At 60.7% G+C, this 23,599-nt stretch carries 21 protein-coding genes and 1 pseudogene; 9 read left to right on the top strand and 13 right to left on the bottom strand.

Going from position 1 to position 23,599, the window contains the following annotated elements; all coding sequences use genetic code 11:
• Positions 1–122 precede the first annotated feature (122 nt).
• The 7 genes and pseudogenes from QLQ16_RS10070 to QLQ16_RS10040 all read right to left on the bottom strand — a co-directional run.
• Positions 123–479: pseudogene (locus QLQ16_RS10070) on the bottom strand (sodium:solute symporter family transporter); the annotation flags it as partial.
• 24 nt (positions 480–503) lie between these two features.
• The gene (gene ubiB / locus QLQ16_RS10065) at positions 504–2,069 is read right to left on the bottom strand and encodes a ubiquinone biosynthesis regulatory protein kinase UbiB (protein ID WP_283224553.1); all 1,566 of its coding nucleotides are present in this window, start codon (positions 2,067–2,069) and stop codon (positions 504–506) included.
• Positions 2,066–2,614, bottom strand: coding sequence for a hypothetical protein (locus QLQ16_RS10060; protein ID WP_283224552.1), 549 nt, complete (start codon positions 2,612–2,614; stop codon positions 2,066–2,068). Before QLQ16_RS10060 ends, ubiB begins: the two co-directional genes overlap by 4 nt.
• A 48-nt stretch (positions 2,615–2,662) precedes the next feature.
• A complete protein-coding gene (locus tag QLQ16_RS10055; protein ID WP_283224551.1) occupies positions 2,663–3,661 on the bottom strand; it encodes a Tim44 domain-containing protein in 999 nt (332 codons plus the stop codon).
• A gap of 37 nt (positions 3,662–3,698) precedes the next feature.
• A complete protein-coding gene (gene ubiE / locus QLQ16_RS10050; RefSeq protein WP_283224550.1) occupies positions 3,699–4,430 on the bottom strand; it encodes a bifunctional demethylmenaquinone methyltransferase/2-methoxy-6-polyprenyl-1,4-benzoquinol methylase UbiE in 732 nt (243 codons plus the stop codon).
• A 9-nt stretch (positions 4,431–4,439) separates the two neighbouring features.
• Positions 4,440–4,856, bottom strand: a complete 417-nt coding sequence (locus QLQ16_RS10045; RefSeq protein ID WP_283224549.1) for a gamma-butyrobetaine hydroxylase family protein — start codon at positions 4,854–4,856, stop codon at positions 4,440–4,442.
• A 16-nt stretch (positions 4,857–4,872) separates the two neighbouring features.
• A complete protein-coding gene (locus QLQ16_RS10040) occupies positions 4,873–8,751 on the bottom strand; it encodes a DUF3683 domain-containing protein (RefSeq protein ID WP_283224548.1) in 3,879 nt (1,292 codons plus the stop codon).
• A gap of 158 nt (positions 8,752–8,909) precedes the next feature.
• Between QLQ16_RS10040 and ugpQ the strand changes: the two genes are divergently transcribed.
• The 3 genes from ugpQ (at position 8,910) to QLQ16_RS10025 (ending at position 13,225) form a co-directional block, all read left to right on the top strand.
• Entirely contained in the window at positions 8,910–9,665 is a 756-nt protein-coding gene (gene ugpQ, locus QLQ16_RS10035; protein ID WP_283224547.1) for a glycerophosphodiester phosphodiesterase, read from the top strand.
• A gap of 423 nt (positions 9,666–10,088) precedes the next feature.
• The gene (locus QLQ16_RS10030; protein WP_283224546.1) at positions 10,089–11,075 is read left to right on the top strand and encodes a two-partner secretion domain-containing protein; all 987 of its coding nucleotides are present in this window, start codon (positions 10,089–10,091) and stop codon (positions 11,073–11,075) included.
• Positions 11,072–13,225: a beta strand repeat-containing protein gene (locus QLQ16_RS10025; protein WP_283224545.1), complete on the top strand. Its 2,154-nt coding sequence runs from the start codon at positions 11,072–11,074 to the stop codon at positions 13,223–13,225. Before QLQ16_RS10030 ends, QLQ16_RS10025 begins: the two co-directional genes overlap by 4 nt.
• 97 nt (positions 13,226–13,322) lie before the next feature.
• On the opposite strand, the gene QLQ16_RS10020 is transcribed toward QLQ16_RS10025, so the two are convergent.
• The gene (locus QLQ16_RS10020; protein ID WP_431310404.1) at positions 13,323–13,667 is read right to left on the bottom strand and encodes a hypothetical protein; all 345 of its coding nucleotides are present in this window, start codon (positions 13,665–13,667) and stop codon (positions 13,323–13,325) included.
• Positions 13,668–13,762: 95 nt separating this feature from the next.
• Between QLQ16_RS10020 and QLQ16_RS10015 the strand changes: the two genes are divergently transcribed.
• Positions 13,763–13,894, top strand: coding sequence for a hypothetical protein (locus QLQ16_RS10015; RefSeq protein ID WP_283224544.1), 132 nt, complete (start codon positions 13,763–13,765; stop codon positions 13,892–13,894).
• A gap of 31 nt (positions 13,895–13,925) precedes the next feature.
• Here the strand turns inward: QLQ16_RS10015 and QLQ16_RS10010 are convergent, their stop codons facing one another.
• Positions 13,926–14,198 carry a hypothetical protein gene (locus QLQ16_RS10010; RefSeq protein WP_283224543.1) on the bottom strand — a complete coding sequence of 91 codons (273 nt, stop codon included), beginning with the start codon at positions 14,196–14,198 and terminating at the stop codon, positions 13,926–13,928.
• A gap of 124 nt (positions 14,199–14,322) precedes the next feature.
• On the opposite strand from QLQ16_RS10010, the gene hemA reads away from it, so the two are divergent.
• The 4 genes from hemA (at position 14,323) to grxD (ending at position 17,968) form a co-directional block, all read left to right on the top strand.
• The gene (gene hemA / locus QLQ16_RS10005) at positions 14,323–15,594 is read left to right on the top strand and encodes a glutamyl-tRNA reductase (RefSeq protein ID WP_283224542.1); all 1,272 of its coding nucleotides are present in this window, start codon (positions 14,323–14,325) and stop codon (positions 15,592–15,594) included.
• Between the two features lie 101 nt (positions 15,595–15,695).
• On the top strand, positions 15,696–16,781 hold the full coding sequence (prfA, locus tag QLQ16_RS10000) for a peptide chain release factor 1 (protein WP_283224541.1): 1,086 nt from the start codon (positions 15,696–15,698) through the stop codon (positions 16,779–16,781).
• On the top strand, positions 16,778–17,605 hold the full coding sequence (prmC, locus tag QLQ16_RS09995) for a peptide chain release factor N(5)-glutamine methyltransferase (protein WP_283224540.1): 828 nt from the start codon (positions 16,778–16,780) through the stop codon (positions 17,603–17,605). Before prfA ends, prmC begins: the two co-directional genes overlap by 4 nt.
• A 39-nt stretch (positions 17,606–17,644) precedes the next feature.
• Complete coding sequence (gene grxD / locus QLQ16_RS09990) at positions 17,645–17,968, top strand: Grx4 family monothiol glutaredoxin (protein ID WP_108324273.1); 324 nt, start codon at positions 17,645–17,647, stop codon at positions 17,966–17,968.
• A gap of 49 nt (positions 17,969–18,017) precedes the next feature.
• Here the strand turns inward: grxD and QLQ16_RS09985 are convergent, their stop codons facing one another.
• Both QLQ16_RS09985 and QLQ16_RS09980 read right to left on the bottom strand, forming a co-directional pair.
• A complete protein-coding gene (locus QLQ16_RS09985; RefSeq protein ID WP_283224539.1) occupies positions 18,018–18,653 on the bottom strand; it encodes a lytic transglycosylase domain-containing protein in 636 nt (211 codons plus the stop codon).
• An 11-nt stretch (positions 18,654–18,664) separates the two neighbouring features.
• Positions 18,665–20,410: a proline--tRNA ligase gene (locus tag QLQ16_RS09980; protein ID WP_283224538.1), complete on the bottom strand. Its 1,746-nt coding sequence runs from the start codon at positions 20,408–20,410 to the stop codon at positions 18,665–18,667.
• A gap of 100 nt (positions 20,411–20,510) precedes the next feature.
• Here QLQ16_RS09980 and QLQ16_RS09975 point away from each other — a divergent pair, with 100 nt between their 5' ends.
• A complete protein-coding gene (locus QLQ16_RS09975) occupies positions 20,511–21,128 on the top strand; it encodes an RNA pyrophosphohydrolase (RefSeq protein ID WP_283224537.1) in 618 nt (205 codons plus the stop codon).
• A 58-nt stretch (positions 21,129–21,186) separates the two neighbouring features.
• Here the strand turns inward: QLQ16_RS09975 and proB are convergent, their stop codons facing one another.
• Complete coding sequence (gene proB, locus QLQ16_RS09970; protein ID WP_283224536.1) at positions 21,187–22,323, bottom strand: glutamate 5-kinase; 1,137 nt, start codon at positions 22,321–22,323, stop codon at positions 21,187–21,189.
• Between the two features lie 56 nt (positions 22,324–22,379).
• Positions 22,380–23,498 carry an Obg family GTPase CgtA gene (gene cgtA, locus QLQ16_RS09965; RefSeq protein ID WP_283224535.1) on the bottom strand — a complete coding sequence of 373 codons (1,119 nt, stop codon included), beginning with the start codon at positions 23,496–23,498 and terminating at the stop codon, positions 22,380–22,382.
• Positions 23,499–23,599 lie beyond the last annotated feature (101 nt).

Here is a 23,599-nt window from a genome sequence, read left to right as displayed (position 1 = left end):
AGTTCGCGCAGCAGCAAAGGATTCAAACCAATGCCGCTGCAAATCTCAACCCTCAAGTTTTGGATTAACCTTGAACCCTTGGACTACTTCCAATTGATTGGTACGGCCAGAGGGGGCAGGTCAACCGAACAGATCACCTCCACGCTGCGGCCATAGCGCTCACGGAAGTAGTCGCTGATGGTCAACAAAGTCATGCGGTAGAGCTTGGCCGCGAAAAACAGGCCCACCAAGATCAGGCAGCTGCCTGCGCCAAAAGGGTCTTCCACCACGCCATGCAGGCCACTGTTGACGAACTTGGCTGGGATGCCCAACACCGTCTCAGAGCCAAACCAGGTGGCAAAGGTGGTGGTGATGATCATGGCCAGCGGTAAATGCCGGCCTGCAATGGCGAAGTCGGCAGAGCTTTTCACGCGCTTGGCGGCCACCAGGCCAATCGCGATGGTCACCAACAGGTAGGCGATCACGAGGGTCAGCAACACGGCAATGTCTCCTTGGCGAAAAAATCAGTACAGCTGCAAATGCGACCAAACTTGCAGGCCCAGCAAGCTGACCAAAAAGCCCATGCCGATGTAGAGCAAGGTTTGCAGCAGTTTGTTGGTGCGGCGCTGCTCGGCCAGCAGTTGCTCCAACTGCTTGGCGTCGTGTTGGCGAGGCTGCTTGAGGTAGTCGTGAAAAAGGCGCGGCAACTGTGGCAGCAACTTGGCGTAATGCGGCGCCTGGGCTTTGAGCTCTTCCCACAGTTTCTTGGGGCCGATCTGGTCGAGCATCCATTTTTCGAGGAAAGGTTTGGCGGTGCTCCACAGGTCCAGTTCGGGATCCAGCTGTCGGCCCAAGCCTTCGATGTTGAGCAAGGTTTTTTGCAAGAGCACCAGCTGAGGCTGGATCTCGACGTGAAAGCGCCGCGAGGTCTGGAACAGGCGCATCAGCACCATGCCCAGCGAAATTTCTTTCAGGGGCCGGTCAAAGTAAGGCTCGCACACCGCACGGATGGCCGCTTCGAGTTCGTCCACCCGCGTGTCGGCAGGCACCCAGCCGGACTCGATGTGCAGCTCGGCCACGCGCTTGTAGTCACGGCGGAAGAAGGCGGTGAAGTTTTGCGCCAAATACTCTTTGTCGTATTCGGTCAGCGTGCCGACGATGCCAAAGTCCAGCGAGATGTAGCGGCCAAAGGTCTCGGGCGCCAGACTGACCTGGATGTTGCCCGGGTGCATGTCGGCGTGGAAGAAGCCATCGCGAAAGACTTGCGTGAAAAACAAAGTCACGCCGTCCCGCGCCAGCTTGGGGATGTCCACACCCGCTTCGCGCAAGCGGTCCACATGGCTGATGGGCACGCCATGCATGCGCTCCATGACCAACACCTCGGGCTGGCAATAGTCCCAGATCATCTCGGGGATCAGCACCAGGTCGAGGCCTTCCATGTTACGGCGCAGTTGCGCGGCGTTGGAGGCTTCGCGCACCAAGTCCAGTTCGTCATTGAGGTACTTGTCGAACTCGGCCACCACCTCGCGGGGTTTGAGTCGTTTGCCGTCGGCGCTCAGGCTCTCCACCCAACCGGCCATCATGCGCATGAGGCTCAGGTCTTTCTGGATGACCGGCAGCATGCCAGGGCGCAAGACCTTGACGGCCACTTCACGCAGCTCGCCTGACTTGCTGCGCAAGGTGGCAAAGTGCACCTGCGCGATCGAGGCGCTGGCCACGGGCTCGCGCTCGAAGCTCTCAAAAATATCGTCCACCGGCTTGCGAAAGGCCCGCTCGATGGTGGCCACAGCAATGTCCGAACTGAAGGGCGGCACGCGGTCCTGCAGCTTGGCCAACTCTTCAGCAATGTCCAGCGGCAAAAGGTCGCGCCGGGTGGACAGCACCTGGCCAAACTTCACAAAGATGGGACCCAAGCGTTCCAGCGCTTCGCGCAGACGCACAGCACGCGGCGAGCGCAGATCGCGCCCCACCGACAAAACGCGGGCCAACAAGCGGATCCAGGGCTTTTGGAAGCTGGAGAGCACCAACTCGTCCAGGCCGTAGCGCAAGACGATGAAGACGATGAAAGCGCCGCGGCCGATGCGACTCATGCGGCGCTACCGGAAACGATGTCGGTGCCGGGGCGCTTGGCCACGAAGCCGCGCAAGGCCTCCATGGCTTTGCGTGCGGCTTGGGCCAAGGTGTGTGCCAAGGCATCCCCCACCAAGCGGGCCAGGTCCTCCTCGGCGTCCCAGCGCACATGGTCAATCAGCCAATTGATTTCAGCGGCCAGTTGCACATCGCCTTCGATGCGCACTTTGGGCTTGTCGCCTTTGGCCAGGGCTGAGGCCAGTGACACGGGCGATGCTTCGGTCACCGTCAGACGCAGGTCAAAGCCCTCAAAGCGGCCACGCTCCAGGAGACCTGCCGGCGTGGGGGTCAGTTGCAGCAGGATGCGGTCCCAAACCAGTTCGATGCGCTGGCCTTTTTGGCGGGCCAGACGGGCCATGGCCTCGGGCTCGCTTTGCAGCACGTGGTTGAGGAACAAAACCAGGCGGTTGACCGACTCATCGACCACCCAGGCGGGCGGCTGAAAGTTGGCGGCCAATTGCGGGAGAGCCTGCGCGGCCCAAGAAAAAGGGGACTGTGTTGCCATAGTCCCCGATTATTCCCGAAAGACAAGCCCTGTATGAGGGCCTGTGCTTTATTGCAGCGCTTGAACGCCAGCGACCAGCCAGCCGCCACCGTTCTTGGGCTTGGTCATGTTCCAGACTTCGCGGAAAGGGCTGGGGCCAGAAGATTCGTCCTCGCGGATCACGCCATTGAACTCAACGCTGGCCAAGTAAGCCTCCGCCTGCTCTTCGATGCCCAAGAGCTGGGCTTCGAGCATGACGACTTCGGTCTTGTTGGGCTGACCGGGGAACTGCGCTTCGCGCTCGGCCAGTTGGCTGCGGATCTCGGCCACCATGCTGTCGGTCATCATGGAGCGCAAGGCGGCAATGTCCGAGCGGTCCCAAGCATCTTGCAAAGTGACGAAATTGCGTTTGGCCGCGTCAACAAAACCAGCCACATCAAAGCCTGCGGGGATGCCCCAGGTTTGCGCGCCGCTCAAAGGCGATTCGTTCAGGGCGGAACCGATCATGGAGCCACCGGTTTGGGCAGCGGCCGAGCCATCGAAACGGGCAGGCTCAGACTCCCAAGGGCGGGCCGACGCATCGTTGCCGACTTTCTCCGGGTTGTATTGCTTCAAGGATGCAGGCTGCTCGGCCGTGGCGCCTGCGCCTTGGTAGGCCAAGCCACCTTGCTGGGCTGCGGCACCTTTGCGTCGCATGATCATGCCGATCACGGCCATCACGGCCACACCGATCAAGACCATCATCAGCACGTTGCCAAAGGCTTCACCCATGCCCAAGGAATGGGCCAGCCAAGCCAGGCCCAGGCCAGCGGCCAAGCCGCCCAACATGGCGCCCCAAGGCTTCTTGGGTGCGGCAGCCGGTGCTGCAGCTGTTGCCGGTTTCGCCGCAGTGGGCGCAGTCTGCTGCGCAGGCGCTGCGGGCTGTTGCGGACGCACCGCTTCCCGCTGCGTCACTTGATTCGATTGCTGACCGATGGATTTGCCACCACCCATGCGACGGGCAGCTTCTGCATTCAGACTGCCCAAGGCCAAAAAGGCTGCGAGCAAAAGGGTCAAGAACTTGTTCACGGTGTCTCCAATGGATAACAGACTCATACAACAGGCATCAGCACTTGATACCTGCATGCAAGGCTACCACCCCGGCCGACAAATTGTGAAAATCCACATGGCCAAATCCGGCCTTTTTCATAAGGGTTTTCAACTCTTCCTGACCAGGATGCATACGAATGGATTCAGCCAAATAGCGGTAACTGTCGGCATCCCCGGCCACCAACTTGCCCATGTGGGGCAGGATCTTGAAGCTGTACCAGTCGTAGATTTTCTCCAGCGGCTTGGCCACTTTGGAAAACTCGAGCACCAGCAATTTGCCGCCCGGCTTGAGCACGCGGCACATCTCTTTCAAAGCCACATCCTTGTGCGTCATGTTGCGCAAACCGAAGGCCACGCTCACCACATTGAAATGGTTGTCCGGAAAGGGCAGCTTCTCGGCATCGCACACCAGCGTAGGCAAGGCGATGCCGTGATCGACCAAGCGGTCGCGCCCGGTGCTGAGCATGGCTTCGTTGATGTCGGTGTGCACCACGCGGCCAGTGGCGCCGACCTTCTTGGAAAAGGCCATGGCCAAATCGCCCGTGCCGCCTGCGATGTCCAGCACCTGGTCACCCTCTTTGAGGTTGGCGACCTGCACGGTGTAGGCCTTCCACACACGGTGTAAGCCCATGGACATCAGGTCGTTCATCACATCGTATTTGGACGCAACCGAGTCAAACACGCCACGCACGTGCTTGGCTTTTTCTGTTTCATCGACGGTCTTGAAACCGAAATGGGTGGTGCTCATGGGGAATGCTCAATGGTTGTGACCACAGCTGCTGCCGCCTTTGACAGGCATGGGCGCATCGCGGTCGGTGCCTGCCGCTTGCAGACGCTCTTCGTATTGTTGCCACAAAGCGGCTTGCTGGTCGCCCAAAAAGTACAGGTACTCCCAGGTGAACAGGCCCGAGTCGTGGCCGTCCGAGAAGGTCGGCTTGACGGCGTAATTGCCCACGGGCTCTATCTCGATCACAGAGACTTGGCGCTTGCCGGTTTGCAGCACTTCCTGGCCCGGGCCGTGGCCCTGCACCTCGGCAGAGGGCGAGTAGATGCGCATCAGCTCGAAAGGGATGCGGAACTGCGCCCCATCGGAAAAGCCAATCTCCAGCACCTTGGTCTGGCCATGCACGGTCAGGGACTCGGGCGTGGGTGTTTCTTTTGTCAAGCCGGCCATAGGGCGCTCTCCTGCGTTAAACCAAGACGCGCTCAATGCCACCGGCATTGGCTGCGCTGACGTACTCGGGCATCCAGTTCTCGCCCAAGATGTGTTTGGCCATCTCGACCACGATGTAGTCGGCTTCGAGCAGGCCGTTTTGCAGATCGTCACCGTAGCGCGACAGGCCTTGCAAACAGCTGGGGCAGCTGGTCAGGATCTTGACGTTGTCCTGGGGGCCCACCGCGCCACTGGCACGCAGCTCGGCTTCACCCTTGCGGATCTCTTCCTCTTTGCGAAAGCGCACTTGGGTCGAGATGTCAGGGCGCGTGACGCCCAAGGTGCCCGACTCGCCGCAGCAGCGGTCAGATTTGAGCACCTGATCGCCCAGCAAGCCTTTGACGGTCTTCATCGGCTCTTGCAACTTCATCGGAGAATGACAAGGGTCGTGGTACAGATAGGCACCCTGCGATTCGAGCTTGATGCCTTTTTCGAGCAGGTACTCGTGGATGTCCACAATCCGGCAGCCGGGGAAGATCTTGTCGAACTCGTAGCCCTGCAACTGGTCGTAGCAGGTGCCGCAGCTGACCACCACCGTCTTGATGTCCAGGTAGTTGAGCGTGTTGGCCACGCGGTGGAACAGCACGCGGTTGTCGGTGATGATTTTCTCGGCCTTGTCGAATTGGCCCGAGCCCTTTTGCGGGTAGCCGCAGCACAGATAGCCCGGCGGCAACACCGTCTGCACACCCGCGTGCCAGAGCATGGCCTGGGTGGCCAGACCCACTTGGCTGAACAGGCGCTCAGAGCCGCAACCGGGGAAATAGAACACCGCTTCGGTTTCCGATGTGGTGGACTTGGGGTCACGGATGATCGGCACGTAATCGTTGTTCTCGATGTCGAGCAAGGCGCGTGCGGTCTTCTTGGGCAGGTTGCCCGGCATCTTTTTGTTGATGAAGTGGATCACCTGCTCTTTGATAGGCGCGCTGCCCACGGTGGCCGGAGGTGCGCTGGTCTGCTTGCGGGCCACGCCCTTGAGCAGGCCCGACACAAAGCGCTGGGCCTTCATGCCCACACCCACCATCAGCGTGCGGGCGAGCTTGATGGTTTCAGGGTTGGTGGCGTTGAGCATGAACATGGCCGCAGCGTTGCCGGGCCGGAAGCTTTTTTGCCCCATCTTGCGCAGCAAGTTGCGCATGTTCATGGTCACGTCGCCAAAATCGATCTTGACCGGGCAAGGTGTCAGGCACTTGTGGCAGACGGTGCAGTGGTCGGCCACGTCTTCAAACTCTTGCCAGTGCTTGATGGACACGCCACGGCGCGTCTGCTCTTCGTACAAGAAGGCTTCGACCAGCAGCGAAGTGGCCAAAATTTTGTTGCGCGGGCTGTAGAGCAAATTGGCACGCGGCACGTGCGTGGCACAAACCGGCTTGCATTTGCCACAGCGCAGGCAGTCTTTCACGCTGGCAGCGATCTCGCCAATGTCCGACTGCTGCATGATCAGCGACTCGTGGCCCATCAGGCCAAAGCTGGGGGTATAGGCGTGCGACAAATCGGCCGCATGCACGTCGTCGCCCAGGTCGGTCAGGGCTGCGCCGCGCAGCAGCTTGCCTTTGTTGAAACGCCCTTCGGGGTCCACTTTGGCTTTGTAGGCGGTGAAGTTGGCCAACTCGGCGTCGGTCAAAAACTCCAGCTTGGTGATGCCAATGCCGTGTTCGCCTGAGATCACGCCGTCCAGACTGCGGGCCAGCACCATGATGCGGGCCACCGCTTCGTGGGCCGTTTGCAGCATCTCGTAGTTGTCGGAGTTGACCGGGATGTTGGTGTGCACATTGCCGTCACCGGCGTGCATGTGCAGCGCCACCCACACGCGGCCCTTGAGCACGCGCTGGTGGATGGCGTTGACCTCGGCCAGGATAGGCAGGAAGGCCGCACCCGAGAAAATGTCTTGGAAAGCGGGACGGATTTGGGTCTTCCAACTGGCGCGCAAGGTGTGGTCTTGCAGCTCGGGGAACAGGCTTTCCACATTGCTCAGCCAGCCTTGCCACTGGTCACGCACACTGCGGACCACGGCCAAGGCCTGGGCCACGCGGTCTTCGAGCAGCTCGGCCGAAGGGATCTCGCTGGCGTCGTCTGACTTGCCCAGGGGCAGGTTGCCGCGCTCCAAAAAGCCCTCCAGCTCAGCGCAGAACTTGAGTTTGTTGCGCAAACTCAGTTCGATGTTGATGCGCTCGATGCCGTCGGTGTACTCGGCCATGCGCGGCAGCGGGATCACGACGTCTTCGTTGACCTTGAAGGCGTTGGTATGACGGCTGATGGCGGCGGTGCGCTTGCGGTCGAGCCAGAATTTCTTGCGGGCCTCGGGGCTGATGGCGATGAAGCCTTCGCCGCTGCGCGAGTTGGCGATGCGGACCACTTCGGAAGTGGCCTTGGCCACGTCGTCGGCATTGTCCCCGGCGATGTCGCCGATCAGCACCATCTTGGGAAAGCCACCGCGCTTGGACTTGGTGGTGTAACCTACGGCGCGCAAATAACGATCGTCCAAATGCTCCAGCCCAGCCAGCACGGTGCCGGTGCGCTTTTGCTCGGCGAACATGAAGTCCTTGATCTCGACGATGCTGGGAACGGCGTTGCGTGCGTGGCCAAAGAACTCCAGGCACACGGTGCGGGTGTGCTCGGGCATGCGGTGCACCACCCAGCGGGCGCTGGTGATGAGGCCGTCACAGCCTTCCTTTTGCACGCCGGGCAGGCCCGAGAGGAACTTGTCGGTCACATCCTTGCCCAGGCCTTCTTTGCGGAAGGTTTTGCCCGGAATCACCAGGGTTTCGGTGCGGATCGGGGTTTTGCCGTCGGCTTTGAAGTAGCGCAACTCGAACGTCGCCACTTCGGCGTCGTGGATCTTGCCCATGTTGTGGTCCATGCGGACCACGTCGAGCCATTCGGCGTCGGGCGTGACCATGCGCCAGCTGGCCAGGTTGTCGAGGGCGGTGCCCCACAACACCGCTTTCTTACCACCAGCGTTCATGGCGATGTTGCCGCCAATGCAAGAAGCTTCGGCCGATGTCGGGTCCACTGCGAACACAAAACCACCGCGCTCGGCGGCATCGGCCACGCGTTGCGTGACCACACCGGCTTCGGTGTAGATGGTCGGGATCTTGTGCGCGATGCCGGGCAGGTCGACCATCTCGACCTCGGTCATGGCTTCGAGCTTTTCGGTGTTGATGACCGCGCTCTTCCAGGTCAGCGGAATCGCGCCGCCAGTGTAACCGGTGCCGCCGCCGCGTGGGACGATGGTCAGACCCAGGTCAATGCAGCCTTTGACCAGGCCCGCCATTTCGGTCTCGCTGTCGGGGGTCAGCACCACAAAGGGGTATTCCACGCGCCAGTCGGTCGCGTCGGTCACGTGGCTCACGCGCGAGAGGCCGTCGAATTTGATGTTGTCCTTGGCCGTCAAGCGCCCCAAGGTCTTTTGCACCTGGCTGCGCAGCTTGGCGCGGTTGGCAAAGCGCTCGTTGAACTGCGCCACAGCCTGCCCTGCCAAGTCCAGCAACTGAGCCACCAAGGCATCGCGGGCCGCATCGGCTTCGGGGGTGCGACGTTTTTGCACTTCGCCCAAGCGGTGCTGCAAGGCGTCCACCAGCAATTTGCGGCGACCAGGGTTGTCCAGCAGGTCATCTTGTAAGTAAGGGTTGCGCTCGACCACCCAGATGTCGCCCAAGACCTCGTACAACATGCGGGCAGAGCGGCCTGTTCGCCGCTCCTGACGCAGCTGGTTCAACAGATCCCAAGCCTTCTCGCCCAGCAAGCGCACCACGATTTCGCGGTCAGAAAAGCTCGTGTAGTTGTAGGGGATCTCGCGCAGGCGCGGCGCATCGGCGTCGGCTTGCATCAAATGTTGGAGCGTGGTGGGTGCATTCATAGGGATAGGCGCGGTCAGAGGCGTTGTCAATACGCATTCAGCCAGACACGGAAACTGGCTTGAACCCGGCTGAGGGTGAATGTTACCGCAGTGCAACAAACACGCGCCGTTGGCAGGGGCACCCCACGGGCAAACGGCGGGCTCTATCGTGCATAGTCATGGCCATGAACTCCTGTGATGGTCTTCGCTGGCCTTATCCGCGCTGGATCGCCCACCGGGGCGCTGGCCAACTCGCCCCGGAAAACACCCTGGCTGCCTTCAGGCTGGGTGCCACGTTCGGCTTTCGCATGTTCGAGTGTGACGCCAAGCTCAGTGCCGACGGCGTGGTGTTCTTGATGCACGACGCCACGCTGGAGCGCACCACCAATGGTCAAGGCATCGGTGGAGACCAGCCCTGGCAAGCCCTGTCGCAGCTGGACGCAGGCGGCTGGCATTCAAACGCCTTTGCAGGCGAGCCCTTGCCCACCCTCGAAGCCCTGGCACGCTTTTGCCTAGCCAATGGCCACCTGCTCAACATCGAGATCAAACCCACCCCGGGCACCGAAGCGGTCACAGGCCAAGCCGTGGCGCAATTGGCAGCGCGGCTGTGGCAAGCAGCCGATGTGCCGCCCTTGCTGACCTCGTTCAAACCCGAGGCGCTGGCGGCGGCCCAGGCGGCTGCTCCCGCATTGCCTCGCGGCTTGCTGATCGATACCTTGTGGGATGGCTGGTTCGAAAAAGCCCTGGCACTCCAGTGTGTGGCCGTGGTCGCCAACCACAAGCTGTGGGACCGAGCTACCGTGGCCCATGTGCAGGGTGCAGGCCTCAAATGCCTGAGCTACACCGTCAACGAAGACAAGGTCGCCCAGCACCTGCTGGGCCTGGGCACCGACGGCATCATCACCGACAGGGTGGACCTCTTTTCACCGTCCTGATCGCCTCCCGCGCGCACGCATGCCAATTGACCGACGGGGCTCGCTTGAACGCTTCGGCAAACCCATGTTGAGTCAGGCTTGGACAACCACTTTCTGACTGCAAAGCCCCTGCGCCGGGCTTGACCCCCTGCACAAGCGATTGCGGCGCATCCCCCCCTTCAAGGAGATCGGTCAGCCACTGGACGAGTCCGCCTCATCGTTCGCCCGAATTCGCTACTGATCGCTGCTGGCGGTTTGAGTGCATGACTTCATCGCACGCCCTCCCCGCGCACATCGATGCCCTTGCTCACCTGAAATGGCAAACCCTTATAGAAGAATGTAGAATTAGAACTTTATTGCGCTTTAATAAAATATATATAGCATTTTAGAAATGTTAATTTTCTGGCTGAGCATGAATGAGACCCCTTACAAAATGAACTCCCAATGAACGCCAAGTCATTCAAAACGGTCTTCTCCAAACGCCTGGGCACACTGGTTGCTGTGGGCGAACATGCCAGCAATCAAGGCAAAGCCAATGGTGCTTGCAACGCCGCTGCCCTGCCCTACTTGAGTTGGGTCGGCGCTGCAGTCCACTACCTGATCGCGCCTTTGACCCTGTGTGCGGGCTTGGCAGGCATGGCCTGTGCCCAAACCCTGTCCTCCACCGCCTTGCCCACCGGCGCACAAGTCAGCGCGGGCTCGGCCAGTGTCAGCAGCGCCGGTGCGGCCATGACCATCACCCAAGCCTCGGATCGCGCCGCCATCAACTGGCAGTCCTTCAACATCGGCCAAAACGCCTCCGTCACCGTGGCCCAGCCCTCGTCCTCTTCGGTGCTGCTCAACCGCATTGGGGGGGATGCCCCCTCTCAGATCTTGGGCCGTCTGTCGGCCAACGGCCAAATCGTGCTGGTCAACCCCAACGGCATCACCTTCGGCAAAGACGGCTCCGTCTCGGCCTCTGGCCTGACCGCCTCCACCTTGGGCATCTCCGACGCCGACTTCATGGCCGGCAACATGAAGTTCAGCCGCAATGGCGCCTCGGGCGCCATCGTCAACCAGGGGGAGCTGCGCGCTGCGCCCGGTGGCTATGTGGCCTTGCTGGGCGCTGTGGTCAGCAACGAAGGCAAGATCTCCACCCCCCAGGGCAACACCTACTTGGCCGCTGCCGAAGCGGTGAAGATGCCCGTGACCGGTTCGGGCCGCATCAAGCTCGAACTGAGCCCCTCGGCCATGGCTGCAGCGGTCTCCAACAGCGGCACCATCGTGACCGAGGGCGGTCAGGTGTTCATGCAAGCCAGCGCTGCAGCTGGGGTGATGGCCTCGGTCTTGCAGACAGGCAGTATCGACACCTCGGGCGAACAAGGCGGCAAGGTCACGCTGCTGGCAACCTCACCTTGCGCGGCAATAACAGGGCGTCAACAAGCAATGTGAATGAAGCGGTTTACATCGCTTCTGGCCTTCAAGCGATGGCTGGCGGCAACATCGTCCTGCAGGCCGAGACCAACAACCCAGGCACCAATGCCATCAATGTGATTTCGAATTACGCCACAAGCTGGGGGACACCGAACACGGGCGCCATCAACGGAAATATGACCTTGCAAGCGACAGGTGATGTGCTGATTCAATCGAATACAGGTGGCATTGCGCTCAACAACCAATTGCCCAACACCTTGACCAGTGGTTCCTTGACATCAGAAAACAAGATCACCGGCAGAAACGTCACCATCGACAACACTGGCGCGGGCATGGCCACGGGCGCAGGCACCGGCCAGACGGGCACAGGCGGCACACAAGGCGCAACCTTGGGGTCTGGCAGCATCAATCCAACCACAGGTGCCATCGCCAAAGGCAGTGGTCAAGCCACTGGAGGCATCGGCATCAACTTGGCCGACAACCGCGCCATCACAGCCACGGGTAATGTCAACATTTATGGGAAAACCTTTAATCAATACAGCAAGGGTACTTACACCGTTCGTTCTGCGGCCAACATCACAGCAGCCAACTTTTCCATCCAAGCAGACGGTTTCATCATTGGCAACTCAACCCCGGAAGGGGGTGGTCTTTTGCTTGTCAACGGTTCGAGCATCACAGGTACGGCTACATCGGGCAGCAATCTGCTGCAAGGGACATGGAGCAGTTTGTGGGGACCTTCGAGCAGCGTCAAGATCGGTGACTCCGCCAGCAGCACGGTGACGTTGATTGCGGCCAGTGGTTCCACTTTGGCTATCAATGGCACCAACACCGCCTCCGAAAAAGCGGCTTCGTTCGCCACGTATGGCATCTTCACCCAAGGCACCGTTAACACCCAAGGCGCCATGAGCTTGACGGGCAGCTCCATCGTAAACCATGGTATTTACTTTAATGGTGCCCTCAACCACTCGGGTGGTGCATTGAGTTTGAATGGTTCAGCCAAACCCAACCAGAGTTTTGATTCGAACAAAACCAATCCCATAGATGCTGGCGTTTACATCGGTAAGGAACTGAAGGTCATCGATGCCAGTAATTTGGCGATCAATGGCAGTTTCGTCACCACTGTGGGGGCCTCACAAGATGCCACTGCCACCGGCTACGGGGTGTTCACGAGTGGCACCGGCTTGCTCACGGGCAATGGTGGTACTCTGAGCATCACCGGCACGGCCGCTTTGCCCGAAGTGGGCACGACAAAAACCCAGGGCATTTATGCAGGCGGGGCGATCAGCGGGTGGGGCAGCACCGCTTTGCTGGGGCAAAACGCAGCAAGCTCTAGCCTTGCTGCGGTGCAGCTGGCCAGCAACATCAACGTTGGCGCAAACGCATTGAGCATCTTGGCCAATGGCGGCCAAATTTTCCAAGGCAGCGCTTCAACACTGACAGCCGGTCGCGTGACCATTGACAACACGGGTGCAGGTCGCACCAGCCTGTTTGCCGACCCCACTGCCACGCTCAATATTGCCAATGGTGCCTCTTTTGGTGGCAGCATTGCGGCAGACGGAACAGTGACAGCAGGCTCACGATCGGCCGCCATCACATCAGGCGCTGGCGTCAACCTCACCGGTGCGGTGGCAGCCTCTGGCCATGTCGCGATTCAGGGCGCTTCTTCGGGCAGCCACGGGGTGTCGATCAGCAGAGCCATCACCAGCAGCGGCGGCAAAATCACCATCGGTGGAGACAGCACCGCGTCCTTGGCATCCAGCGGAGTGTTGCTGACCAATGGCACCAACACTATCAACGCTTTCGACACCTTGACCATCACGGGCAACAGCAATTCGTCGGCCGGTGTCAACGTGGGTGGCGACATGAGCGGCAAAAGCATTGACGTCACCGGTACGTCTTACACGCAATCCACCAATTTACCCGCCTTGCCGGGTGTGCAGACAACTGGCACTCGAAATTTCACGGCCACCAACGGGAACATCACCCTTTTTGGCAAAAACGTCCTCACGAACCGCAACAACCTGACCACCTCTTTGGTGGGCGGGCTGCAGATCAGGGGCTCGACCAATTTTTCAGCCACCCACAACGGGGGCAATGGAACGATCACGCTCAAAGGACAAGCCAACGACACCCTGGGCTACGGGGTGTTGATTCATCAACCAAACTGAGCCAAGTTTCACGTCAAATATTGAGCCACTTGGTTATTGATATTTCTTTACTCGTTTGTGGATAAGTCTAGGGGCATCGCTGCTTCTTCAACTCCTTTCATCGACTTTGTTCGAATGCTCTTTGACCCCTTCGTCTTTGCGCTAGAGCTCCTGAATCGCCAACTTTGATTACCTGTTTCAACACTTCAAAGATTTGCTTAGTCGTTCTGCGATCTCGCTTATTGCGATGTACATCTGCTTTAAGCCACAGCACAAGTTGCTCTTTATAAGGCTCCAAGATCGAAGTAGAGGGCACTCTTCTTCGATAGCGAGGCTCAACCATATCGCCTAAAGCGAGCCAGCGCGAAGCTGTGTTGCGGGCAATTCCAACCCTCTGGGCTGCTTCACGAACTGATACGCCTTCACGTAGTACCAGACGGCGCAATTTGCTAAGTGTTCCCACGTTGATCACTCCTGCACACCCTGCCTAAAAAATTAGCAGGATATGTTGAACGTGGCTCAAACTCTGTCGTGAAAGATGGGGGAAATGGCTCAATTTTGAAAATAAACCAACACTTTGAACAACGCCACCGCACCCCCGTGCGCCTGATGGCTTGGGGCTTTGGGCCCCGTCAAGCCCAGTCCAGCCTCGCCCAGGCGCAGGTCATCCGCATGTCCTTCCTGAGGTGAACCATCCATCACTTGAAAATGCTTGGACACTTCAACGGCGCCAACCTTTGTGCATGGCCCATTCGGCCGTTGCGGCCACCAAGACCAACGCCATGTAGGTGCTCATTTTCCCGTCTTGGCCTTGCAAAAACAAACCAGCCAGGAGCACCAGCACACCCGCCACAGCGTGCACAGCCATGCGGTGGCGCACAGGCCAAGCCACGCCACCCATGACCCAACGCCCAGCCAAGGGCATGAGCAAGGCCATGGCCAGTGCGGGCAGCACGAAGTTCAACAAATGCAGAAGCAGGAGCCAGACAGTCATAAGGGTTGGAAATCGGTCATTGCCCACGTCACGCGGTGTGACGGGTGGCGCTCAGATTGTGCCCTGAAAGACCTCTGGACTCGACGGGGGTCTGAGCCCGCAAGGGGCTTCCTATAATCGAAGGATGGCTGTCTGGACCCTGGGTTTGAACCACACGACTGCGCCGCTCGATCTGCGCGGCCGTTTTGCGTTCGCCGTGGACCAGTTGGCCCCCACTTTGCAGGGTTTGCGCAGCCAACTGGCCGAACGCACAGCCCAGACGCCCGAAGCGGCGATCCTGTCCACCTGCAACCGCACCGAAATCTATTGCGCCGCCGATCAGGCCGCAGCGAGCGACACCTTGCAATGGCTGGCCCAAACCGGCGGCGTATCGGCACAAGAGTTGCAGTCGCACACCTATTTGCTCGAAGGCAACGAAGCCGCACGGCACGCTTTCAGGGTGGCCAGCGGGCTCGACTCGATGGTGCTGGGCGAGGCCCAAATCCTCGGACAACTCAAGGACGCGGTGCGAGCCGCCGAAGAAGCCGGTGCATTGGGCACCACGCTCAACCAGTTGTTCCAACGCACTTTTGCCGTGGCCAAGGAAGTGCGCACCGCCACCGAGATCGGTGCCCACTCCATCAGCATGGCAGCAGCGTCTGTGCGCCTGGCCAGCCAACTGTTCGAAGACATCCAAGACATCCAGGTGCTGTTTGTCGGCGCGGGCGAGATGATCGAGCTGGTCGTCACCCACTTTGCCGCCCGCCAGCCCAAAGGCATGGCCATTGCCAACCGCAGCATGGAACGCGGCGAAAAGCTGGCCGGACGTTTCGGAGCGCAGGTGATGCGCCTGGCCGAGCTGCCCGACCGCCTGCACGAGTTTGACGCCGTGATCAGCTGCACGGCCAGCACCTTGCCCCTGATCGGCTTAGGGGCGGTCGAGCGCGCCCTCAAAAAACGCAAGCACCGGCCCATGTTCATGGTCGATCTGGCGGTGCCGCGAGACATCGAGCCCGAAGTCAAATCGCTCGAAGACGTCTACCTGTACACCGTGGACGATCTGGCCAGCGTGGTGCAGGCCGGCCAAGCCCAGCGCCAGGCGGCGGTGGCCGAGGCCGAAGTCATCATCGATGCTGGGGTGCAAAGCTTTCACCACTGGCTGGTGCAACGCGACAGCGTGCCACTGATCCAGCAACTGCACAGCCAAGCCGACAGCTGGCGCGAAGCCGAACTGGCGCGTGCCCGCAAGCTGCTGGCCAAAGGCGACGACCCGCAAGCCGTGCTCGAGGCCTTGGCCAAGGGCTTGACCCAAAAGATGCTGCACGGGGCACTGGCCGAACTGCGCAGCGCCGACCCGGCGCACCGCGAGCAAACGACGCAAGCGGTGCAGCGCCTGTTTTTGCGGCAAGAGCGTTAGCGTTGATTTTGTAGGTCGGAGCTTCAGCTCCGACAAAGTCTTGGTGCCATCCGGGCGCTGCTCGTCGGAGCTGAAGCTCCGACCTACAAAAATCTGATCGCATGAAACCCTTTCTCATCCAACAACTTGAACGCTACGCGCTGCGGCTGACCGAGCTGGATTTTTTGCTGTCGCGCGAAGACATCATGGCCGACATGACGCAGTTCCTCAAACTTTCGCGTGAGCACGCCGAAGTCAGCGCCGTGGCTTCGCGCTTTGCACGTTTTCAGCAGCGCAGCGCCGATTTGGCCGCTGCCCAAGCCATGCTGGGTGATGAGGATTTGCGCGAGATGGCAGAAGAAGAAGTGACCAGCGCCAGCGCCGAGCTGCAAACGCTGGAGGCCGAACTGCAGCGCATGCTGCTGCCCAAAGACCCCGACGATGCACGCCCCGCGTTTGTCGAAATACGCGCAGGCACCGGAGGCGATGAATCGGCCTTGTTTGCCGGCGACTTGCTGCGCATGTACACGCGCTACGCCGAAAGCCAGGGCTGGAAGTGCGAGATCGTGTCCGAATCGGTCAGCGAGCTGGGCGGCTACAAAGAAGTCGTGGTGCGCATCGAGGGCGAGCAGGTTTACGGCGCTCTGAAGTTCGAGTCGGGCGGTCACCGCGTCCAACGCGTGCCCGCCACCGAAACCCAAGGCCGCATCCACACCAGCGCCTGCACCGTGGCGGTGCTGGCCGAACCCGACGAAGCCGAGGCCATCAAAATCAACCCCTCAGACCTGCGCATCGACACCTACCGCGCCAGCGGTGCGGGCGGACAGCACATCAACAAAACCGACTCGGCCGTGCGCATCACCCACTTGCCCACCGGCATCGTGGCCGAATGCCAAGACGGCCGCAGCCAGCACAGCAACAAGGCCCAAGCCCTGAAAGTGCTGACGGCCCGCATTCAGGAAAAAGACCGGGCCGAGCGCGCCGCCAAAGACGCGGCCGAACGCAAGAGCCTGATCGGCAGCGGCGATCGCTCGGACCGCATCCGCACCTACAACTTCCCGCAAGGACGCCTGACCGATCACCGCATCAACCTGACGCTGTACAAACTGCTGAGCATCATGGAAGGCGACTTGCAGGACGTGGTCCATGCCCTGCAGTCCTACGAAGCGGCCGAGCAATTGGCGGCCCTGGAGATCGGCGCCGCATGAACATCGCCCAAAGCCTGCAAAGGGCCCAGACCCTAGGTCTGGCCCGCATCGATGCACAGTTGCTGCACCTGACCGCCTTGGGCCGCGATCCCCACGACCGCGCCTGGTTGCTTGCCCACGACAGTGATGCCCTGCCCGAGGATGTGGCTCAGCGGCTGGACGATTGGCTGCGCAGGCGCCTGGCCGGTGAGCCCATTGCTTACATCACTGGGTTCAAGGCGTTTTTTGGTCTGAACCTGCAGGTGGACGAACGCGTGCTCGACCCACGCCCGGACACTGAAATTCTGGTCGAGTGGGCCCTGGAGCTCTTGCCTCCCAACACCCCACACCGCGTGTTGGACCTTGGAACAGGCAGCGGTGCTGTAGCGTTGGCATTGCAACACCAGCGCCCGGCCTGCGCTGTGACCGCGGTGGACGCCAGCGCCGATGCCCTGGCGGTGGCCAGCGCAAATGCCCAGCGTTTGCAATTGCCCGTGCAATGCGTGCAAAGCCACTGGATGGACGAGCTGCCAGGCCCGTTTGAGCTGATCGTCTCGAACCCGCCCTATGTGGCAGACGGCGACCCGCATCTGAGCGCCCTGACCCACGAACCCCTGAGTGCCCTGACCAGCGGCGCCGATGGCCTGGATGACATCCGACTGATCATCGCCCAGGCGCCCAGCCGCCTTTGCCACGGGGGCTGGCTGCTGCTGGAACACGGCTGGGACCAGGCGCCAGCGGTGCAGGCACTGCTGCGCGAGGCGGGTTTTGTGCAGGTGCAGTCGCGCCGCGATCTGGGCGGGATTGAGCGGTGCACGGGTGGGTTTTCCGAATCAGAGGGATAATCAGCCCATTCGAAATCGGCCACATTTGGAGTAATGACCATGAGCGACACCCAACAACGCATCGACGAACTCGTCAAAGGCAACGACATCACCCTGTTCATGAAGGGCAGCGCCAGCTTTCCCATGTGCGGTTTTTCAGGCCGCGCGATCCAGATCTTGAAGGCCTGCGGCGTGGACCCCAAGACCGTCAAAACAGTGAACGTGCTGGACGATGCCGAAATCCGCCAAGGCATCAAGGAATACAGTAACTGGCCCACCATCCCTCAGTTGTATGTCAAAGGTGAATTCATCGGCGGCTCGGACATCATGATGGACATGTACGAGTCGGGTGAATTGCAGCAAGTCATCAACGGCCAAGCCTGAGTCACCTCGCCCCTCGAAAAGAACCACCTTCGGGTGGTTTTTTTTGCGCTCAATCGACGCTGTGGCGCCACAATTGCTGCGCCGCCAGCACCGCCTGCGGATACGGCGCTTGCCCGCGAGAGCCGTTGTAACGCCCCAGGGCCATGAACACATCGCCGCCTTCTCGATCCAGGTAATGCCGCAAGATCACGCAGCCAAAGCGCAGGTTGGTCTGCAGGTGAAAAAGCCGACCTTCGTGCCCATCACCGATCGACCGCGCCCAAAAGGGCATGACCTGCATGAAGCCCCGGGCACCGGCCGAGGAAATGGCGAATTTGCGAAAAGCACTTTCCACCTGTACCAGACCCAAAACCAAGGACAGGGAGAGCCCTGCCCGGCGGGCTTCATACCAGAGGGTTTGCAAAAACTCCTGCCGCTCTGCCGGGTGGCTTTGAAAGCGCGCCAAGCGTGGGCTGCAGGCCGCTTGCCATTGGGCGTAGGCCTGTTGCTCGGCCACGGTGGGCAGCACGGGTGTGGGCGGTGCAGCATCGGCCACAGCCGCGCTCAAAGCCGTTCGCACCGCGTGCGACAAAGGCTCTTCAATTTGCGAGCCCGCATGGGCGGTCCATGGACAGGCCGCCAAGCCAAGAGCCGCGATGCGCTGCAAGGCGCAGCGACGGTCGAGCACTTCAGGGGCCGCTGGCATGCCCCAAACGCTCAAGCCGACAAGCGGGCTTGAACGTGCGCGAGGATGTCCGCGGTGCTGACTTTGCTGGACTGCGCATCGCGGCGGTGCTGGTACTCGACCACACCGTCTTTCAGACCTTTGTCGCCGATGGTGATGCGGTGCGGCACACCGATGAGTTCCCAGTCGGCGAACATGGCACCGGGGCGCTCGCCTCGGTCGTCCAAGATCACGTCCACACCAGCGGCCAGCAAGCCGTTGTAGACGCGCTCGGCCTCTGCCTTGACGGCTTCGCTGCGGTCCATGCCGATGGGGCAGACCACGGCGGTGAATGGCGCGATCGCGTCGGGCCAAATGATGCCGCGCTCGTCGTGGTTTTGCTCGATGGCCGCTGCGGGCAAGCGCGTCACACCAATGCCGTAGCAGCCCATTTCCAAGAATTGCGGCTTGCCGTCTTCGCCCAAGAAGGTCGCATTCATGGCCTTGGAGTATTTGGTGCCCAGGTAGAACACATGGCCCACTTCGATGCCGCGCTCGATGGCCAACTCGCCTTGGCCGTCGGGCGACTTGTCGCCAGCCACCACATTGCGGATGTCGGCCACCAGCGCAGGCTCGGGCAGATCACGGCCCCAATTGACGCCGGTGATGTGGAAGTCTTCTTCGTTGGCGCCGCAAATCCAGTCGGCCATCACGGACACGTCGCGGTCGGCCACCACATGCACGGGCTTTTTCAGATTCACCGGACCCAGGTAACCGGGCTTGCAGCCAAAGTGGTCTTCGATCTCGCTCAGGGTGGCAAAGCGGAAACCGCCTTCCATGCCGGGCAGCTTGCCCACTTTGACTTCGTTCATGTCGTGGTCGCCGCGCAAGAGCAAGAGCCAGACTTGCGACTTCACGATCTCACCCTGCTCGTTCAGGGTGTCGGTGGCCAACACCAACGATTTCACGGTGGTGGACAAAGGCACATTCAGCAAGGCGGCCACGTCTTCGCAGGTGCTCTTGCCGGGCGTGGGCGTCTTGGTCAGCGCTTGCGTGGCTGCGCCGCGCGGCTGGCTGGGGGCCAAAGCCTCGGCCTTTTCCATGTTGGCGGCGTAGCTGCTGCTCGGACAGTACACGATGGCGTCTTCGCCCGTGGCGGCGATCACCTGGAATTCTTCAGACAAGTCGCCGCCGATGGCGCCGCTGTCCGCCGCCACCGCGCGGTAGGTCAGGCCAAAGCGGTCAAAAATCTTGCGGTAGGCACCGGCCATCACTTGGTAACTGGCCTTGGCGCTCGCCATGTCGCGGTCAAAGCTGTAGGCGTCTTTCATGATGAACTCGCGGCCACGCATCAAACCAAAACGAGGACGGCGCTCGTCTCGGAATTTGGTCTGGATTTGGTAGAAGTTTTTGGGCAGCTGTTTGTAGCTGCGCACTTCCTGGCGCACCACATCGGTCACAACTTCTTCGCTGGTCGGTTGGATCACAAAGTCGCGGCCGTGGCGGTCCTTAATGCGCAAGAGCTCAGGGCCCATCTTGTCAAAGCGACCCGTCTCTTGCCACAGCTCAGCGGGCTGCACCACGGGCATGGTCATCTCGATGGCGCCTGCGCGGTTCATCTCTTCGCGCACGATGGCCTCGACTTTGCGAATCACACGCAAACCCATGGGCATGTAGTTGTAGATGCCAGCGCCGAGTTTCTTGATCATGCCGGCGCGGGTCATCAGCTTGTGGCTGACCACTTCGGCATCGGCTGGCGCCTCTTTGAGGGTGGAGATCAGGAATTGAGAAGCTTTCATCGCGACGAACCAATAAAACTGGGGAAATCAGGGAAACATCCAAGAGCCAAGGCCTGTGCGGTGTGCATAATGGACACAATTTAAAAATTTGGGGTTGATTATGCTTGACCGTGAAGGCTTTAGGCCGAACGTCGGCATCATTCTGCTCAACCAGAAAAACCAGGTGTTCTGGGGCAAACGCATCCGCACCCACAGCTGGCAGTTTCCGCAGGGCGGCATTGACCGGGGCGAAAGTCCCGAGCAGGCCATGTTCCGTGAACTGCACGAAGAGGTGGGGCTCCATCCGGAGCATGTGCGCATCGTGGCCCGCACCCGTGACTGGTTGCGCTATGAAGTGCCAGACCGCTTCATCCGCAGGGATGCTCGCGGCTTTTACAAAGGCCAGAAACAGATCTGGTACCTGCTGCAGTTGGTCACGCACGACCACCACCTGAACCTGCGCGCCACCGACCACCCCGAGTTCGACGCTTGGCGCTGGAACGATTATTGGGTCCCGCTCGACGTGGTGGTTGAATTCAAACGCGGTGTGTACGAAATGGCGCTGACTGAACTGGCGCGCTTTTTGCCGCGCAACGACCGTCAAAACCGGTACCTGCGCGGTGGTCCTCGTGGCCCCCGTGAAGGCTCAGAGATGGACCCGAGCCATCCCGAAATGCAGCCCCCCCCTCACATGGAGCTGCCGCCCGGTGCCAGCTTCGACCCGAACCCGCAAGGCTGAGCTTTGCAAGTCACAAAAAAGCCCGCTGTCGCGGGCTTTTCATGTTTTGAGTGATCGCTCAGCGGCTCAAGATCAGGTTATCGCGGTGCACCATCTCCGGTTCGGCGGTGTAGCCCAACAAGGCCTCGTATTCATGCGACGGCTTGCGGCACAGCAAGCGGGCTTCGGCGCTGGCGTAGTTGGCCAAGCCACGGGCGATTTCTTGGCCCTGCTCGTCGCGGATGGCGATCACATCACCACGCGAGAATTCACCCGCCACGCCGGTCATACCAATCGGCAAAAGGCTCTTGCCTTCGGTCAACACCTTGTGGGCTGCGCCGGCATCCACCGTCACCGAGCCACGCAACTGCAGGTGGTCGGCCATCCATTGTTTACGGGCTTGCTGCTTGGCAGTTTGTGCCACCAGCAAGGTGCCCATGTTGTCACCTTGGCAAAGGCGCAGCAAAGCATCGGGCTCGCGGCCCCAGGCGATCACGGTGGAGGCGCCTGACCCTGCGGCACGCTTGGCCGCCAAGATCTTTGTGATCATGCCGCCCTTGCCGATGCTTGAACCTGCGCCACCGGCCATGGACTCCAACAAGGGATCGCCAGCACGGGCCTCGTGCACAAAAGTGGCCGAAGGGTCTTTGCGCGGGTCGGCGGTGTACAGGCCTTTTTGGTCGGTCAAGATGACCAGCACATCGGCTTCGACCAGGTTGGCCACCAAAGCCCCCAAGGTGTCGTTGTCGCCGAATTTGATTTCATCGTTGACCACCGTGTCGTTCTCGTTGATCACGGGCAACACGCGGTGCTGGAGCAAGGTGAGCAAGGTCGAGCGGGCGTTGAGGTAACGCTCACGGTCGGCCAGGTCGGCATGCGTGAGCAAGACCTGGGCGCTGCCCATGCCGTTCTCGCGCAGCTTGGTTTCGTACATTTGGGCCAATCCCATCTGACCCACCGCGGCGGCGGCCTGCAAGGCAGGCACTTCGCTGGGGCGGGTGGTCCAGCCCAAGCGCTTCATGCCTTCGGCAATGGCACCGCTGGAGACCATGACCACTTCTTTGCCTTGCGCGCTGAGCAAGGCCATCTGACGGCACCATTCACCAATGGCCGCCTCGTCCAGGCCGCGGCCTTCGTTGGTCACCAGGCTGGAGCCCACTTTGACAACGATGCGCCGGGCATCGCGCAGCAGGGTGGATACGGCAGGAGTGGTCATAGCGGGTCTTTGGCTTGGGGATCAGCCGATTTTCGGCAGCTGATCACCAGGCCCTGTTATTCGGAAGGCAACGGCTTGAAACGGGGATCTTCGGCATCGGGCTCTTGCGGCTTGTCCTGCTCCTTGAAGCGCGGGTCAATGTCCACCGGGCCTTGCTCGATGATTTGCTGGGCACGGATGTGCTTGTAGATCTCTTTGATCAAGGGCTCGCAGCCTTCGCGGGTCAGCGCCGAAATCTCGAACACCGGACCCTTGTAGCGCATGCGCTTGATGAAATCCTTGACCCGGGCTTCGCGCTCGTCTGCAGGCACCATGTCCAGCTTGTTGAGCACCAGCCAACGGGGCTTGTTGTAGAGCTTGGCATCGTACTTTTTCAGCTCGGCCACAATGGCCTTGGCTTGCTGGACCGGGTCCACATTGTCGTCAAACGGCGCAAAGTCCACCACATGCAAAAGCAAGCGGGTGCGCTGCAAATGGCGCAAGAACAAATGGCCCAAACCAGCGCCTTCTGAGGCGCCTTCGATCAAGCCTGGCACATCGGCCACGACAAAGCTTTGCTCCGGGCCCACACGGACCACACCCAAATTGGGGTGCAAGGTGGTGAAGGGGTAATCGGCGATCTTGGGGCGGGCGTTCGAAACGGCTGCAATGAAGGTCGACTTGCCAGCGTTGGGCATGCCCAGCAAGCCCACATCGGCCAAGACTTTGAGCTCGAGCTTGAGCTCTTTCTTTTCACCGAGCCAGCCCGGTGTTTTCTGGCGCGGGGCGCGGTTGATGGCGCTTTTGAAGCGCATGTTGCCAAAGCCGCCATCACCGCCCTTGGCGATCATGATGGTCTCGCCCGGCACCAGCAATTCATACAGCACTTCGCCGGTTTCGGCGTCGGTGATGATGGTGCCCACGGGCATTTTGAGGGTCACGTCGTCGCCCGCAGCGCCGAACATGTCGGAGCCCATGCCGTGTTGGCCGCGCTTGGCTTCGTGGCGTCGCGAGTAGCGGTAATCGACCAAGGTGTTGAGGTTCACGTCGGCATAGGCATACACGTGCCCGCCGCGGCCTCCATCGCCCCCGTTCGGGCCACCGAATTCTTTGTACTTTTCATGGCGGAACGAGACGCAGCCGTTCCCGCCGTCACCTGCGGCGATGTCAATATAGGCTTCGTCAACGAACTTCATGGGTTTTCCAGTGTAGCTTGGGGCCCGCCATCACCAGCGGGGCGGGCCAAAATGCGAAAAGCCCCGGCTTGCGGGGCTCCTCTTCGCAATGGGCGGGACGG

Origin of the sequence: Limnohabitans lacus (genome assembly GCF_030053395.1) — a bacterium.
GTDB classification, from domain to species: Bacteria; Pseudomonadota; Gammaproteobacteria; order Burkholderiales; family Burkholderiaceae_C; genus Limnohabitans_A; species Limnohabitans_A lacus.
Note: the sequence above shows the minus strand (reverse complement) of the source record. Positions and strands in the feature narration are given on the sequence as shown.